Raw genomic sequence first — 16,029 nt, 5'->3', positions numbered from 1 at the left:
TGCTGTTATAATGATGGCACCAGTTTTATATAATCACACACCACCGGATTTGCCGCTGCAGTTGTACTGTTTGCCCCTACCAAAAAGATATCGTACACCTGCTGAAAACTAGCAATGGTAAACTCGCCAATCAACACTTCAGTTTGATTGTTGACAGCTACTGTTGTGTATGGAAATACTGTACTAGTAGCAACACCAGGCGCAAGGCGCTGTGTGAAAGTAGCTGTTTGAAAATCATTGACTGCTACCCAGTATGCTTTGAATTTCATAGAAGGCATTTCGGATAACCGATAGCGCAAATTGAATAATGCAACCCCGTGGCCACTCACCAATACATCGCGGTAAGGCAAGCCTGTGGTACTATTAATACGATCACGAAAGAAGGTATTGGAACGACGATCGTGACTGCTGCCTGAATAGTTTTCGCCCTCCAGTACAATGGGCATAAACTTATTTACCGGTGCAATGGATAAATTACTCAGTACATAAACGATACCGTTGCTTGCCTTTACTGTTTTTACAATATTGGCTTTGTTTACCGGCACCTTCACACCAAACTTAGACAGCAAAGTATCTGGGAGTTGTGCTTGCGTATACAAACCGGGCATAGTAAAATCTTTTACAATCGTATAGCCCGCCAAGTCGTTAGTGCTATCGGCATTGCCCGTTACAAAAAATGGTTTGTACGTATTGAGCTGTGTGGTGTACGCATCATCTGCAATAGCGAAAAATGTGTATTGATTTTTTTCGTTGCGCAAGTCATACACTCTATCCCAGTATTTGTTGCGAGGAACAATACCTGTACCGGGCTTATATACCGGCAACCCTGTCATGGGGTCTACACCTGTTTGCTCGGCTTTGGAAGGATCGAACCCTTGGTAATTTAGCTTGAGCAACAAGGCTTGTTGCAACGCTGGAATTTCATTGGTAGTTGAAATAATTTCCCAGATATTAAGTCTATTGGGCACCATCTTGTCTATCACATGAATAACGCCATTGCTACCCACCACATCAGCTGTTGTAATGTTAGCCTCCTCTACTTTTTTTCCGAAGAAGTTATTGTACTTACCATTCAGCATTAATACACGAAGCGTGTCTGTTGCATCGGTAGTAAGGAAACGCAAATCAGCAATATGATTTGCCAGAAATTTATTTAACCGTGAGGTATCATTCGTGATAGTTGGATCAAGTGCTATTAATGCCTCATTGGTAGGCGCAAATACTGTGAAGCTTTTTGAAGAGCCCAGAATATTAGCATACGATGATTGGGCCAACAGTTGTTCAAACTTGCTCAGGTTGTTGATGCCACTCATGAGCGTTTTCAAACTTTTACCGCTATTGACATCAGACACCGTATTGTGCTGGTCCCAATCTTTTTTACAACCAATAGTTACAGCCAATGTTGCTATCAGCAGCCATTGATATATTCGAAATTTCATCATTGTTGTTCTTTTTTATCGTACTACGGGCTAAAGCGTTTTACTACTACTACTGATACACCAGCGTTCCATCGGGTGCAAAACGGGGCAGAATCTGGTTGTCATCTACCGGTATGAAATGAATCATATCGAGGTTGTTGGTATTTTGAGTACCGGTTACAGCTTCAAAGCGAAGCGTTTGACGGCCGGTGGTTTTAATATCTACAGTACCAACCAGGCGTGATGCAAAGTTGTTATCCACCACAGATGTGTACCGCTTCCATCCAATGGCTTCTCTTTCAGCATCTGTACCAGATGGTATAAACTCTGTGAAGATTAACTGGCGTTGCATGAGATCGCCATTGATGCGAATATTATTTACACATTGTGATGATGAACTTTGCCTTTGTGTACGGTAGCAAATCCACACCTTGTAGCGGCCTTTTACTACTACAGGTGTTACATACTCCCACCAAAGTGCACGAAGTGGCGGGCCGAGCGGCAAAATATTTACATCATAATTTAGTGCATTCCGTGTGATAGAAGATGTTGTGCTATAGCTATAGGTCATGGTTGTACCTGCAGTATTGTAGCCCCAGTTAATGTCTTTGATCGGCCTGTCCAAATCATTTGCTTTTACGAAATTGTAATTGGCCTTTTTGTAAAACTGTGGCAGCTTGCGTATTTCATCAAATGCACTTACATCCCAATACACTGCTTGAGGAGCTCTGTACTTTGCAACAAAATGCCCGGTAACCCGATGCCACACACCATTAGATGCAGAGTTGTCGCCAAAAGGACGTTCCAGCTCAGAACCTTTTTCATACACACCATTAAAAATATCATCGTTGATGAGTATGCGTTGTTCATCTTGCTTAATGCTTACTACTTCTTGTGGCAATAGCGTAAGATGAGAGTTTGTCAAAATCACATCAGCCAGGTATTTCAAACCGGGTAAAATGTGGTATTGTACATACATGTTCAAACTATCCTTCGTATCTGCAGGATTTCCAGTTTGTGAATAGCGGGCTTTTAATGCAGCATAGCTGAGAATACCACTATCTGCCAGCGACTGATTGGTTTCTACCAATAAAGTAATCCAATCACGGTTGGTGCCGGTTTGCACCGTATTCACCAAATTGTAATACCCTGTTTCTTTCAATGCTTGTACAAAAATGCTAAACTCAGGACGACCTTCTATCTGGCTGGCGATGCTGTTTTTAGCAGCACGAAGTACATTGTCGATTTCATGTATCAATCCATTACCTACCCTCACGTTGCTTCTGGTCACAAACGCCTGTCTGTTGATAAAGTAACTTGACTGATTATTTTTGGTACCCACACCTGTAATTAAATACTGACCCAGCATGGTAGGCACGGGCATTTTCCCATCGGTAAAAGAACCAGTAGAAATGGTGTCTTCCAGTAGGTGGAAACGCACCATGTCTTTGAGTGTATCTATATTGGCCGCATCTACAGTTGCTGCGCCAATATCGGACAGGTATTTACGCACACCACTATTGGTGGGCGCAAAGCAGGTATAACTACCGTAGGCATTTAAAAAAGAGGCCGTACCTGTGCGGTCAAGTATTTGGCGAAACAAAGAGAAACTATCCGGCTGCTTATCCAGATACCCTACAATGTTTACATCGTTGGTAGTAGCAATTGTGTACTCCTCTTTTTTACAGCCCTGCATGTATACTATGCTAAAGCCGGCAAAAGCCAACACAATGAATGCAAATAGGTTTCTTTTCATAGCAGGCGTTTCTTATTTGTAGAAAGGATTCTGTTCGAGTAGTTTATTTGTTTGCAGTTCGTACAAATAAATAGGCAGGTAATGACTGTTCTTATCTTTCAGTTTTGCAAAAGCAGATTGCTGCTTGTCTGGCGGCACACTAATGCCAGCCATTTCCATCAGCAAGTCCATCCGCTCATAGTTATTCCGTTTGGCTACCCGCAACACATCGTACCAACGTTTGCCTTCAAATGCAAATTCCCGCTGACGTTCTTCCAAGATAAATGATTGCATTTCTTGCTTGCTGGTGCTATCGGGCAGGCCTTTGAAGTCGAAAGCGCTGGCACGTTCACGAATGCGTTTGGTAAGTTCCCAGGCTTGCTCTGGTTGGTTTTGCTCGTTGAGTGCTTCAGCTTTCATCAACAGTATGTCAGCGTATCTGAAAAAAGTCCATGGAGCATTTGATTGCTCAGCACTACGCAGTGTGTTGCTACTGTTAGCACCAACATATTTCCAGATAGTGAGGTCGCCTGCACGAAGCGAACTACCATCGCCACGAATATCAACTTTGGGTGGCGTATTGGTAATATCGATGCCGTAAACAGATTCCATCAAATGCGATGCAGCTGTCCACCTGCGCTGAGTGGTGGCATGCATAAAGTAAAAAGAGTTCAACTTTTGCGCATCAAACTGAATGGCAAAAATGTGCTCAGGCGAGGCAGCGGTTACATATAGTTTTTCAAACCAGCTGGCATCGCCTGCAACCAATCCAAACTGACCAGAGTTGATGACTTTATCACATTCTGCTGCGGCCTTTGCATAGTCATCCATCCACAGGTAAACATCAGCAAGAATAGCATTGACAGCATAGCGGGTAATACGTCCTTTGTCGATAGAAATATTACCGTAAGTAGTGGGTACGCCCGTTTCCGCTTTTTGCAAATCCACCACTATTTGTTTCAATACCGAATCGGCTGGCGACTTGGCCATTGGCTTCAAATTCAAATCGCTGGTTGTAGCATCTAGTTTCAGCGGTACATCTCTAAATGTGCGAACCAGATAAAAGTACATAAGCCCCCGAATGGCCAATGCCTGCCCCACAGCTCTGTCTAATTGTGCTTGTGTAAATGTTGGGTCTGCTTTTAAAACATCAGGTGCCAGTTCAATTACCGTATTGCAATAGTTGATGGTTTGATACACAAAACGCCAGTTCACAATATTGTTTTGTGACAAAACATTCATGGTAGTGAAATCAATTTCCTCTACAGCAGCACGGGCTGTGGGGGCAATCATATCGGCACGGGCTTCACCCCACAAAAAGAAGTACTCAGGCAAAGCTCTTTCTACAGCAAGGTTTCCGCTTACTGTACCACCCATCATACTGGAGTAAATACCGGTAACAGCAGCATCTACCTGCTCCTTCGTTTTCCAGAATTCTTCACGAATGATGCCATCCTGTGGTTTTAGCTCCAGCCACTTTTTACAAGAAGATGAAGCAACAACTACCAACAGCAGCAGCGAATATTTTAAGATAAGTTTCATGGCAGAATATTGATAAAAGATCCAGACAATCGAGATTAGAAACCAGCTTGCAAGCCAATGGTGAAAATGCGGGCAGGCGGCGTCATGGTATAATCAATGGCAACCCTGAACGGATCGGCACCACGCATACTTACTTCAGGATCTTGCCCTTTGTATTTGGTGAGTGTGAAAAGGTTTTCGCCGGTTACAAATGCGCTGAGTGATTTCATTTTCAACTGGCTCAAAACTTTCTTGTTGAAAGTGTAACGAACCGTCAACGTACGGAAACGAACGAAAGATGCATCTTCTACATAACGGCTACTGCCCAACCAATTGTAACCTGCATTAATAACTGCACGTGGTATATCCGTTACATCACCATCTTTTCTCCAGCGGCGTAGCGTAGCTGTACTCTGATTGTCGAAGTTGAACATGTTTGTCGTTACCATTTGTGTGCCGTTTACAATATCATAATCGTAACGGAAGTTGAAGAATGCAGAAATTTTTAGAGAGCTACCAAATGCGAATGAAGGACCGAAACCACCTGATAATGTAGGGTTGCTGTTTCCGAGGTACACCACATCCATATAATTGATGTTGCCATCATTGTTGATGTCTTCATACATGGCATCGCCAGGTTGAAAAACATAATCAATGGAAGGATAATTGAAACGCATGTACACGGTTTGACCGTTTGGCCCGATGATTTGCTTACCATCTGCACCACGGGCTATGGTAGCATCAGCATCTGTATACACTCCCTTGTAACGGAAACCATAGAAGGCCCCAAATGGATTGTTTACCTGCAGCAGGCGGAGGTATTCCCCATTCACTGAAAGGTTGCCTCGTTGGCTGGGATAAAATTCAGAGATGTCACGAATGATATTTACGTTGCGACTGATGTTGAAATCGAAACCAAACGTAAACTGTTTCGATTTGTAAGGCTGCGTCCAAACGGCTACTTCCCAACCCTGGTTGTCGAGTGTACCCACGTTCATGTTTACACTGTTAAAACCATAGCTCGAAGCTATTTGTAACCCATCGAAATACAGGTTTTCTGTGCGGTTGCGGTATACTTCAATATCGCTGCGAATACGGCCTTTAAACAAGCTGATGTTAGCACCAACGTTGCTGCCATGCACAGTTTCCCAACGCAGATTGCGCAGTTCCATGCTCGAAGGCACTACCCCACTTTGTCCCTGGTAGTTCCAGCTGTACGTGTTGTAAGTATTGTAAAAAGAATAATCACGGCGTGGTGCATTTCCACTCTGGCCATAGCTGGCACGAAGACTGAGTTCATCGAGTGGTTTCCAGTTTTTCAAACCAAACTCTTCCGACAAACGCCAGCGGATGGACACTGAAGGAAACAAGCCATATCTGTAATCGGGTCCGAAGCGGGAGTTGCCCTCACCACGTGCCGTTACGTTTATCAGGTATTTGTCTTTGTAACCATATTGTGCACTCAATACACCAGCAATGCTGCGGGTTTGGCTAATGCCAGATACAGCCCTAAGTTCCTGGTTTTGTGTGCGGCCACCCACACTTGGGTCAGTGAGCAATGAGGAAGGTGTATTAGACACCATCACTTCCTGATTCACCGATTTGAAATCGTTTGTCAACAAGGTCATAAACGCTATCACGTTGTGATCCCTGTTTTTAATTTGTGGTGTATAAATTAAATTCGTTTTGGTAGCTACGCTAAACAAATCAATGTCGCCATCGTACGCACGGTTTACCACAGTTTCGGTAGATGGCCGGCCGGTAGCTATTTGTGGCAAGAAGCTGCTGTTCTTCGTGTTATTGATATCGAACTGTACGTCGAAAGTAGCTTTCAATACACGTTTTACAATGTCGTAATCAATTTGAAAACGAGGTACAATACGTTCGCCCAGCACACTAAAGATTGCTTTATCGGCCATGGCTACCGGGTTGTAAATACGGCTGTACTGTCCTTGAATGTTGGATGCAGGCGAAAAATAGTTGGGGGTAACATTACCCAGCTCATCATATTCAAACACACTCATGTTCGGCATTTTCAAATAGGCCACGTTACGTATGGCACCTTCATTGGAACTGAGGTAGTTTCTGTTTTGATCAGTATGCGTAAAAGCAACGCTGGTGAAGAATTTGATTTTATCAGACACCGTATAATCAAGGTTGATACGGGTATTGATTCTTTTCAAATCTGTACCGATGGTAGTACCCGTTTGCCCAAAATACCCAACCGAAGCAAAGTATTTGGCTTTATCACCACCACCCGTCATAGAAACTGTATGATCTTGTAGCATACCGGTTCTGGAAATTTCATTTACCCAGTTGGTATTGTTGCTATAATTGTAATACCAGTATGGGTCATTGGGATCGTAGTTAAACTCACGAACGGCCTGGCTGTTGAGTGTACTACCATTGCGGTTCATAAAGGCTTCGGGGATAAGTGTAGTGTACTGTCCGCCATCCAGCATAGGAATGGGTTCTGGCAACACACTCATAGATCCTTTAAAATTGTAGGTAATGCTGGGCTTGCCTTTGTTGCCCCGTTTGGTAGAAATAATGAGTACTCCATTGGCAGCTCTCGAGCCCCAAATGGCTGTTGCCGCAGCATCTTTCAACACGGTAATTTCACGAATGTCGGCAGGAGAAATATTCAAGAGTTGTGCATAGCCTTGTTCATCGGCATTACCAAAGTTGAAGTCGCCGGGTATTTCAGTTTCGTAAGGCATACCATCTACAACTATCAGCGGATTGCCCGAGCCATTGATGGTAGATGTACCACGGATACGAATGTTCATGGCGGCACCAGGGTCGCCGCTTGATGCTGTAATATCCACACCAGCCAAACGGCCCTGCAATGCCTGGTCAATACTGGCGGCCTGCATTTCTTCCAAATCTTTGGCACTCACTTTAGATACTGCGGTGGTGAGGTTTCTTTCTGCAATAGGCACCATACCGTTATCCGAACGGCGAGTAGCAATTACCACTGCTTCACCTAAATCTACCGACTCGCCTTCTTGCAATGAAATATTGATGGTAGTGCGGCCCGCAATATTTTCCGTGATGGATTTATATCCGATGTAAGAGATGCTGATTTTGTTTTTGAGGCTCGTTACTTTTACTACATAGTTGCCTTCAATATCAGTTACACCGCCTTTAATAAAACGGCCATCGGCATCTACTTCGGTAATAGAAACACCCTGAATGGGCTTCTTGGTTTTGGCATCTACCACCTTCCCTTTGATCATGTTGGATGGTGCGGCGGCAGGCTCTTGCGCCAAGCTGGTGCTGGTGGCTAAAACTGCCAAACACAAGGGCAGCAATAGGTTCAAAATTCTCTTGCACATATGCATATTCGTTTGGCGGTTGGCTTATAAATTAAACTTCAGGTAATTGTCGATGAGATGAATAACACAACGGTTGCTGAGGTAGTTACTGTTGGCCAAAATCACATTTCCGTATTCATTATTCATATCCGTAAGGCGCATTACATTGGGTGCACTGTTGCTCACAAATATGGTGGTGGGATCTCCGTTATTTCTGCGCAACAGTGTTTCGTAGGAGCCACTTTCATTGCCATCAGTTGCTACCGATTTTTTGTTGAGTATATGGTATTGGATGAACTGCGCTACTTTCTGAATATCTAACGGAGCAGTTGGTGCATAATTGGGCACTTTATTGGGCGCAGTTCCAGTACCCGGCAGCAATCCATCATTTACAGCTTTTAAAATAGCCGCATTATTTGGAATAAATACGCTATAGAAAACACCTGCAGCAATACCATTAATTTCGCCTGTTGTTTTATTGTAAATGGCTGAATTATCAAGGTAGCGCCAAAAAGAATTAAACGGCGAAGATGTAGGTGTGCCCAACTTTGCAATGTGCAAACCAATGTTAGTTTCTGTATAAGTCAATAGCTTATCAATGTAATGCACAACGCCATTAGAAGCCGTTTTAGATGCACTGCTATTGGCTACAAAAACAACCGTAGAATCCATGTTGCCAGAAGTATACAATTTGTTGTTATCCCAACGCACATATTCACCGCCAATTGATTGCGCAACGCCGCTTCCGGTAAGGGTTTTCAGGTTGTTGCTTGGTGCGGGTATTACCAGTTGATTGATTAAGCGCAGCATACGTATCAGTGCAGATGAACCTACTACGTGTGCACCTCCATTTTTAGGAATGTAACGCCACTGAAAGTTTTGATTGTTATCCACTGTTGCATCGGCAAAATAGCCGGCATCGTTCCAGGCCTGATTACTTACCATCAGCATTACGTATTGCTGGTTCGGATTGGTAATGGTTGATTTCAAATCCTGATCCAGCAAACGGTTCATGTAGCTGTAGTTCGGATCGAGGTACACTTTGGAATAAACAGTGCTAAACACATTGGCTTCCTGCACCTTATTGGTACCATAAAAAAAGCCGTTGCTCAGTATCTGCTTGTCAATGATGTCAGCAGTGGCGTTAAACCTTGCAGGTTCTCCCAAATAGCTAAACGTATTGTTGAATTTACTTGGCCACACAGATGATTGCCACATGTGAGCATTGATGAAATCGTACAGAATATTTACCGGTATCTGATCGAGATTTTGATAGTGCTCCAGCAAAACATTTTGAATGTAATTGAGCAGTACATCATTTTTTGGTACAAACAAGGTGTACCCATCCCGCTGTGCATCGTTGTCCTGCACTTTCAGGTAATTTTCGTTGTTGGGCGAAAACGCCAGCAAACCGTTGTACACTTTAGTGTATACATCATCTGATTTGCCAGTGAGGTTTTTATAGCGCTGCGTCATTACCGGGTTTAACACATAGTTCACCAGGTATTTATCAAACAATTTTTTAAACTCACTGTAGTCTGGTTTTGATGATAAGTACTCATCAATACTGGCCAGTGGCGTAATCACTTTATTAATTACATGAATCACACCATTTTCTGCAGGAATGTCCTGCATCACTACACTACCATCTGCCACATTAAAACCTTTGAATGAAGCAGCAGGGTAGAAATAGCTGTAGTCAGCTGCGGGTATAGCTCTTGCGTTGAAAAACGTATCTGTAAAAATGGGCAGGTGCTTGTTGTTATTATCCGCTTCTACCCAAAAAATACCCCCTAGATTATTGCGGTTGCTGGATATAGCTTTAACCGGAGCACCTGCTGTATTGGTACCTTCATAAATACCTTTGTAGTTAGCGGTGCGACGCTTAAATGTCGTATTGGGTACCCATCCGGAATTGCTCTGGTAATCATCCACTCTATCTTTTTTGAATGCATTAAATACCAGACAATAGGTCACAATTTTTTGACATGTAATGGAATCCATCTGTGCCACACCTGCAATACCTGCTTCTTTGAAATACACCTGAAAGGCAGAATCGTGAGGTGCAAACAACGTCCAGTAGCCGGCGCCGGATAAGGTGTTTTTATATCCTGCTTTATCAATGGCGGCCAGCAGGTGAGTGAAATTGCCCTTGCTCTGAAGCACCTGATAGATGGGCGACTCCAGCGTATCAGGTCGTCCGTAATATTCATCCCAAGCCTCTTTTCTACAAGCCGTAATGCCTGTAATGAGTAACATGGCTATGAGGGAACCTGTAACGAGTTTTCTACACATGATACATTTGGTATTTATCGGGAAACAGAAATATTCATATATGTACACAGGCATATAGATGCCGCTACTGTGTAGCAGTTCCGTTGTCTATGTCAATGAAAAAAAAGTTCAGTTGGTTGTTGCAGCAGAGCAATAAATGATATGGTATTTACAACTCAGCTATGGCAGATTTACTTAGTAATGGCAATCGTTTTTTCTGGCAGTAGTTATGAAATCAATCGTTTTGGTTTTTACAATTTTTACAAGCAGCATAAAAGTACTTCCACCCACCCCCTTTAACTATCCTGTTGCATCCTGAAAAAGTTACCGGTAAGTTGATTTTTTGTGTATAACCCCTGCATTTTCAGGCATTTCATGATGTACATCATGCTTTACAATAGTAAATACGACAATTATTTTCAATTACTTCAATTTATACACTTCTGTACCTGCCAGCAAAAAGCAACCCAACCCGTAATCTTCAAAATCGGGGGTACTGGTGTAGGTCACAGGCTGACCATCTTTGGGTTCCTTTCCGGTGCCTTGTACGTAGCCGAGTTTACCATCTTTGTGCAGGCATTCGGCCGCCATGGCATTCCATGCTTTTATTACCGCGGGCAAATACGTTTTTCTGTCTATCAATCCTTTGTTGATACCATAGGCCATACCATACACAAAAAGTGCAGTACCGCTCAGTTCTTTGCCACCAAAATGAGTATGGTCTTTCAGGCTTACATTCCAGTAGCCATCCAGCCGCTGCTGAGGCAGTACGCCAGTCAGCAGGTCTTTGTAATCCTGCAGGTATTCAGGATAAGCAGGATCTGTTTTAGGCAGTTCATCCAGCGTACGTACCAGTGCAGCTACCACCCAACCGTTGCCGCGGCTCCAGTAGCAATTGGCACCGTTGGGTTCTTTATACGGTGGTACAAAATCTTTATCCCTCCACCACAGTTTTTCTACAGGGTTGTACAATCCATTTCCTCCATGCCGGTACTTAGTGTAGGCATACATCTCGTACATTTTGCGGGCATAGCTGGTATCTCCTGTTATGTTTCCCAGTTTTACAAATACCGGCATGGCCATTTGCAAAGCATCAATCCAGTTCCAGTCATCCCGCTTGTCTGTTTGCAACATCAAATCCATTGATGCTTTGATGTGCTGTAACTGCTCCGGCTTCTTATCTATCAAATACAAATCGAGATAGGTTTGTCCGCAAGCCTGATTATCCGCATTACGGGTTTGAATGCCACCACGCAGGCCCCACTGGTGCTTTTGGCCCCATTGTGTAGCATAGTCGTAGTAAGCCTTGTCGGGCTTTATTTTATAAAGTGCCATCAGCCCTTCGTAATACACGGCACGTGTCCATATATTGCTGGGCCGTTCGATATTCGTAAAAATCGGTTTGCCCGCATCGGGCCATTTTTGCATGAAGTATTGATTGGCTTTTACCATGGCTTGTAGCACCGCCGTTTTATTGGGCAATACCTGAGCCAATAATGCATTCGAAAAAAAAGACATCAACAGGGCTGCAAAAGCCACACGTAATCTACAATGGGAAGTGTATATCATAAGGCAATAAGGATAGCGGCCGACAGCCGTTTAGCAATTCATGCACCAAATTACCCGCTTCAATAAGATAAACAAACCTGCACCGTCCTGAATGATAAGCCATTCATTATTAACTGAAGGAGTAATTCAATTTTTGCGTAGCAATTGAAGATTGATATCTGCTGATAAAAAAGCGGAGGCTGAGCAATGATGCCAGCCTCCGCTTGTTAGACTACTTTTTTTTTTTATAAATCCATTGAGGCGAACTATTCATACACATATACCGCATAGCCCCAGGGCTCAATGCCCCACTGTTTTGCCGAAGGGTTTTCTTTGCTGCCACTAAAGAGATTGACTGCTTCTGCATTCACTGCAGCATCAGTGAGTTTTACAGTGGCGGCTTTTGCACTCAGGTTCAACACCACCAATACTTTCTTACCGTCTTTTTCACGTACATACGCATACAATTGTGCAGGCGTTCCTGCATCTACTTTGCGCATGCTGGCATTGGCAGCCAATGCCGGATTGCTTTTGCGCAGGTTCAGCAGCTTTTGGTAAAATGCAGCCCGTTCATATTTGCCAAATGTGATGGTGTCTTTGTAGAAGAAACGAATGCTGTCTAAGAAGGGCTCTTCCTGTCCGCTGTAAATAAGCGGTACACTGCGGCCCCATGTTTGCGTCAGCACGGCAAACGGTGCATGCACCGCACCGGGCATGGTGGCGTAGTCCGCTTGGTTCCAGCTGTTCTCATCATGGTTGCTGGTAAAATACATACGCAGCGCATTGGCCGGGTAAGCCGCTAGTTTTGCCTGCGAACTATCGAGTAAAGTAGCTGGGCCTTTGCCGCTTGCCACCTTTTTCATAGTGCTGAATTCTTCCCATGTATACGTGGCATCAAAACCAGCTTCGTGCAACCATGCATCGTTGCTTTCGGCCAGCATAAATATGCCTGGGTTATTGGCTTTTAAAGCAGTGATAGCCTTTTGCCAGAAAGGCTTTGGCACTTCACCTGCTACATCGCAACGGAAACCATCTATACGGGTGGTCAGCCAAAACTTCATGGCATTAATCATGCTGTCTTGCAGGGCTACATTATCGTAGTTGAGCGAACGGGTATCACTCCAGTCGAAAGCATATTTGGCTTTGCCAGTGGAGCTGTCTATTTCATAAAAATCGGGATACTTTTCGAGCCAGTAATGATCGGCGCCGGTATGGTTGGGCACCCAATCAATAATCACTTTCAAACCCTTTGCATGAGCACTGTCTACCAGCGCCTGCCAATCGGCCAATGTACCATACTCGGGGTTGATAGCGGTGTAATTGGCAATTGCATAATAGCTACCCAATTCACCTTTGCGGTCTACTTTACTTATGGGCTGTATAGGCATAAACCACAGGGTTTCTACACCCATTTCTTTCAGGCGATCGAGGTGTTTGGCAAAGGCATTGAAAGTGCCCTCAGGCGTGTACTGGCGAACATTTACTTCGTAAATATTGCTCTGCAAAATCCAGGCAGGATGGCCATCTACACGTGTAGTATCAGTTGTATAAGCGGTGGGGTCGGCTTGTTTTTCAGCAGGAGCCGAACAGGATGCCAGCAGCGCAACAAGCGCCAGCATTCCAAGCAATCGTGCAATCATACGGTTGAATTTTAATGTGTCAAATGTACACATTTGAAAACAATAAGCCTATTTTTCCAGCAGGTTTTGGTTGGCCCGAATTTGTTTACTTGCAGCCGTCTGTCATTGACCTCAAAAACACGATTGTATGCCTGCACAACCTCAGTACTATGCCGATTATCTGGCACTCGACCATATTCTTCAAGCCCAACACCCGGTAAGCTATCAACCTGGTAATGATCCGGCGCATGATGAAATGCTGTTCATCATCATTCATCAGGCGTATGAATTGTGGTTTAAGCAAATACTGCACGAAGTAGAATCGGTAGCGGGCATACTTGAGCAACCGGCCATCAACGACAACTCGCCAGAACTGCAAACCATTGTACATCGCCTGCAGCGGGTAAACACGATTATGAAAGTGCTGGTGCAGCAAATGGATATTATGGAAACCATGACGCCGATGGATTTTCTGGACTTCCGCGATTTGCTGCGGCCTGCTTCGGGCTTTCAAAGCTGGCAGTTTAAAGTACTGGAAGCAAGACTGGGCCTGCCTTTTGAGCAACGCCACGGACAACACTACTACACCAGTGCATTGCGCCCCGAGTATGTGGCCATGGTAAAAGATGCCGAAAGCAAACCTACCTTGCTGCAATTGCTGAATAAATGGCTGGAACGCATTCCTTTTTTTGAGCAGGCCTCTTTGTGGCAAGACATGGCCGCAACTACCGATGCTATGGCGGCACCAGCCGGAAAATTTTGGGAAGCCTACCGTCAGTTGCTGGTACAAAGTTTATCGGAAGCGGAGCAGGGCAACCTGCAGGTGTTTGATAATGTGATGGGCTTTGAAGATAGCCTTTCACTCAACCGGCTTTTATCGCCGAAAGCCAGCAGGGCGGCGTTGTTCATTATGCTATACAGAGGTTACCCTTTGTTGCAATTGCCGTTTCAGGTAATGAATGCAGTGTTGGAGTTAGATGAACAATTGAGCAGCTGGCGCTACCGCCACATGAATATGGTACACCGCATGATTGGCAGCCGCATAGGCACCGGCGGCAGTACCGGCAAAGATTACCTGAAAGGTGCCGCCGATAAGCATTACATTTTCAAAGATTTTGCCCAGCTCACCAGCTTTTTAATTGAACGAAGAAAGCTGCCCCAATTGCCAGCTGCGGTAGAGCAGCGGATTGGTTTTGTGCATGGCTGAGGTCTGCACTACTGCTGATGGGCTGCCTGACCAACGACACTACACCGCAGCGTAGCGAGGAGTAGTGAGGCGGGCAGGAACAACTGACTGGATTTGTACTACAGCTGACAGCCCCAAAACATCCAAACACAACAAAGCCATGCATGTATCGTGCATGGCTTTGTGCTATAAAAATGGCCGGGTTAAATCAACTCTTTCAGCTTGGCTACCACCGCATCAATTTCTTCGCGGGTGTTGTGCTTGCAAAAGCTAAACCGCACGGCTACCTGATTGGGATTGTTGTTGATGGCCCGGATGACATGGCTACCCGCATCGGCACCGCTGGTGCAGGCACTACCGCCGCTGGCGCAAATATTATTGATGTCGAGATTGAACAGAATCATCTCACTCTTTTCGGTTTTGGGAAAGCTCACATTGAGCACGGTGTACAAGCTATGCCCGGTAGGGTCGCCATTGAAATGAACGCCTTTTACCTGTTTGCGCAGCTGCTCCATCATGTGCATTTTTAATGCATTGATGTAAGCACTTTCTTCATCGTAACCGGCGGTGGCCAATTCGAGTGCTTTGGCAAAACCTACTATACCGTAGAGGTTTTCGGTGCCGGCCCGCATGTTGCGTTCCTGACTGCCGCCGTGTATGTATGGTTGAATTTTTACATTCTCGTTGATGTACAACATGCCCACACCTTTTGGCCCGTGAAACTTGTGCCCGCCACCGGTGATAAAATGAACGGGGGTATTGCGCAAATCGAATGGAAAATGGCCAACGGTTTGCACTGTATCGCTGTGAAAAATGGCGCCATACAATTTGCACAACTCTCCTACTGCATGTATGTCGAGCATATTGCCAATTTCATTGTTAGCATGCATGAGCGTTACCAAACATTTGTCTTCGCTTTGCGCCAGCAGTTGCTCCAAATGTTCCATATCAATATGGCCATCGGTTAAGAGTTTTACAAAGCTGAGGGCGGCTTCGCCTTGCTTGTGTAAATATTCAACAGTATGCAGCGTAGCATGGTGCTCAATGGCAGAAGTGATAATGTGGGTGCAACCCAAATCACGAACCGCAGCGGTAATGGCTGTGTTGCTGGCTTCGGTACCACCACTGGTAAAAAAGATTTCGGCAGGATGTGCCCCCAGAATTTTGGCCACCGACTTGCGGGCATTTTCTATAGCCAGTCGGCTTTCGCGGCCATAGCTGTAAATGGAAGACGGATTGCCGAACTTTTCGGTGAGGTAAGGCATCATGGCTTCGAGTACCTGTGGGTCGAGTGCAGTGGTAGCAGCGTTGTCGAGATAAATACGATTCATGCAAGATTTTTTCTTGTGGGCCAAAGCGCAAAAATAAGGCAGGCCTGCGGTGTACAGGCCTGCCTTTTGGTGTATCAAAG

The 16,029-nt window shown here is 44.7% G+C and carries 9 protein-coding genes; 1 reads left to right on the top strand and 8 read right to left on the bottom strand.

Annotation, left to right across the window (positions count from 1 at the left end; genetic code table 11):
- Positions 1-5: 5 nt before the first annotated feature.
- The 7 genes from V7Q13_RS10545 to V7Q13_RS10515 all read right to left on the bottom strand — a co-directional run bounded on the left by V7Q13_RS10545 (position 6) and on the right by V7Q13_RS10515 (position 13,453).
- On the bottom strand, positions 6-1,442 hold the full coding sequence (locus tag V7Q13_RS10545) for a fasciclin domain-containing protein (RefSeq protein ID WP_333800646.1): 1,437 nt from the start codon (positions 1,440-1,442) through the stop codon (positions 6-8).
- A 46-nt stretch (positions 1,443-1,488) separates the two neighbouring features.
- Complete coding sequence (locus V7Q13_RS10540; RefSeq protein ID WP_333800645.1) at positions 1,489-3,174, bottom strand: fasciclin domain-containing protein; 1,686 nt, start codon at positions 3,172-3,174, stop codon at positions 1,489-1,491.
- A gap of 12 nt (positions 3,175-3,186) precedes the next feature.
- Complete coding sequence (locus V7Q13_RS10535) at positions 3,187-4,695, bottom strand: RagB/SusD family nutrient uptake outer membrane protein (protein ID WP_333800644.1); 1,509 nt, start codon at positions 4,693-4,695, stop codon at positions 3,187-3,189.
- Between the two features lie 35 nt (positions 4,696-4,730).
- Positions 4,731-7,973, bottom strand: a complete 3,243-nt coding sequence (locus tag V7Q13_RS10530) for a SusC/RagA family TonB-linked outer membrane protein (RefSeq protein WP_333800643.1) — start codon at positions 7,971-7,973, stop codon at positions 4,731-4,733.
- 63 nt (positions 7,974-8,036) lie between these two features.
- Positions 8,037-10,286: a fasciclin domain-containing protein gene (locus tag V7Q13_RS10525; RefSeq protein ID WP_333800642.1), complete on the bottom strand. Its 2,250-nt coding sequence runs from the start codon at positions 10,284-10,286 to the stop codon at positions 8,037-8,039.
- A gap of 402 nt (positions 10,287-10,688) precedes the next feature.
- Positions 10,689-11,783, bottom strand: coding sequence for a glycoside hydrolase family 88/105 protein (locus tag V7Q13_RS10520; RefSeq protein WP_333800641.1), 1,095 nt, complete (start codon positions 11,781-11,783; stop codon positions 10,689-10,691).
- A 296-nt stretch (positions 11,784-12,079) separates the two neighbouring features.
- A complete protein-coding gene (locus V7Q13_RS10515) occupies positions 12,080-13,453 on the bottom strand; it encodes an alpha-amylase family glycosyl hydrolase (protein WP_333800640.1) in 1,374 nt (457 codons plus the stop codon).
- Between the two features lie 127 nt (positions 13,454-13,580).
- On the opposite strand from V7Q13_RS10515, the gene V7Q13_RS10510 reads away from it, so the two are divergent.
- Positions 13,581-14,639, top strand: a complete 1,059-nt coding sequence (locus V7Q13_RS10510; RefSeq protein ID WP_333800639.1) for a tryptophan 2,3-dioxygenase — start codon at positions 13,581-13,583, stop codon at positions 14,637-14,639.
- Positions 14,640-14,821: 182 nt separating this feature from the next.
- Here V7Q13_RS10510 and V7Q13_RS10505 read toward each other — a convergent pair whose 3' ends face one another.
- Complete coding sequence (locus V7Q13_RS10505; RefSeq protein ID WP_333800638.1) at positions 14,822-15,949, bottom strand: cysteine desulfurase family protein; 1,128 nt, start codon at positions 15,947-15,949, stop codon at positions 14,822-14,824.
- Positions 15,950-16,029: the final 80 nt, after the last annotated feature.

Origin of the sequence: Phnomibacter sp. (genome assembly GCF_036803085.1) — a bacterium.
In the GTDB taxonomy this organism is placed as follows: domain Bacteria; phylum Bacteroidota; class Bacteroidia; order Chitinophagales; family Chitinophagaceae; genus Phnomibacter.
Note: the sequence above shows the minus strand (reverse complement) of the source record. Positions and strands in the feature narration are given on the sequence as shown.

What these genes read in the sequence shown, in the direction of transcription:
- V7Q13_RS10545 (WP_333800646.1), bottom strand. Translation starts at nt 1,442, where the DNA reads ATGATGAAATTTCGAATATATCAATGGCTGCTGATAGCAACATTGGCT.
- V7Q13_RS10540 (WP_333800645.1), bottom strand. Translation starts at nt 3,174, where the DNA reads ATGAAAAGAAACCTATTTGCATTCATTGTGTTGGCTTTTGCCGGCTTT.
- V7Q13_RS10535 (WP_333800644.1), bottom strand. Translation starts at nt 4,695, where the DNA reads ATGAAACTTATCTTAAAATATTCGCTGCTGCTGTTGGTAGTTGTTGCT.
- V7Q13_RS10525 (WP_333800642.1), bottom strand. Translation starts at nt 10,286, where the DNA reads ATGTGTAGAAAACTCGTTACAGGTTCCCTCATAGCCATGTTACTCATT.
- V7Q13_RS10520 (WP_333800641.1), bottom strand. Translation starts at nt 11,783, where the DNA reads ATGTCTTTTTTTTCGAATGCATTATTGGCTCAGGTATTGCCCAATAAA.
- V7Q13_RS10515 (WP_333800640.1), bottom strand. Translation starts at nt 13,453, where the DNA reads ATGATTGCACGATTGCTTGGAATGCTGGCGCTTGTTGCGCTGCTGGCA.
- V7Q13_RS10510 (WP_333800639.1), top strand. Translation starts at nt 13,581, where the DNA reads ATGCCTGCACAACCTCAGTACTATGCCGATTATCTGGCACTCGACCAT.
- V7Q13_RS10505 (WP_333800638.1), bottom strand. Translation starts at nt 15,949, where the DNA reads ATGAATCGTATTTATCTCGACAACGCTGCTACCACTGCACTCGACCCA.